This window comes from Bradyrhizobium sp. AS23.2 (assembly GCF_001908185.1).
Taxonomy (GTDB): domain Bacteria; phylum Pseudomonadota; class Alphaproteobacteria; order Rhizobiales; family Xanthobacteraceae; genus Bradyrhizobium.
Window position 1 is genome coordinate 1 of the sequence record NZ_LGHM01000369.1, and the last position, 785, is coordinate 785.

General features: G+C 65.6%; 1 protein-coding gene. It reads right to left on the bottom strand.

Annotated features, from left to right (window positions below; all coding sequences use genetic code 11):
- Window positions 1–785: IS66 family transposase (tnpC, locus tag AC630_RS42190; protein WP_143198782.1), on the bottom strand; the 785-nt coding region annotated here is incomplete at both ends.

The following is a 785-nucleotide window of genomic DNA, read 5'->3' on the forward strand; positions in this document are numbered from 1 at the left end:
CCACGGATGTCCTTCTCGATGGCATAGAACTCGGCGATATGCTTGAGCGCCTCGCCCGCAATGGGCGCGGGGCCAGGGGCGGCAAGTTCGTAGAAGTTACGCCGCATGTGCGACCAGCAGAATGCAAGCTGGACGTCGCCACGCTCGGCCAGCTTGCCATAGCCGGCGTAGCCATCGACCTGCAGGATCCCCTTGAAGCCTGCCAGATGGGCGATGGGCCGGTCGGCTTTGCGATCGGGGGCATAGACATAGGCGACGCCTGGCGGATCGGCACCGCCCCATGGCCGGTCGTCCGCCGCATAGGCCCAGAGCTGACCGGTCTTGGTACGCCCTCGGCCGGGATCGAGCACCGGCATCGTCGTCTCGTCGGCGAACAGCTTTGGCCGTTGCCTGAGCTTGCCAAGGAGTCGCTCATGCAACGGACGTAGGTGGAAGGCGGCCTGTCCCACCCAATCCGCCAGCGTCGAACGATCGAGCTCAATGCCCTGGCGGGCGTAAATCTGCGCCTGCCGATAGAGCGGCAGGTGATCGGCATATTTGGAGACCAGGACCTGGGCGACGGTAGCCTCGGTCGGCAATCCGCCCGCGATCAGCCTGGCCGGGGCCGGCGCCTGCATGACGCCGTCCTCGCAGGCTCGGCAGGCGTATTTGGGACGCCGGGTCACGAGGATCCGGAACTGCGCAGGGACCAGGTCCAGCCGTTCGCTCCTATCCTCGCCGATCCGATGCAACTCGCCCTGGCAACAGGGACAGGTCTTGTCCTCGATGTCGACGATGACCTCGAT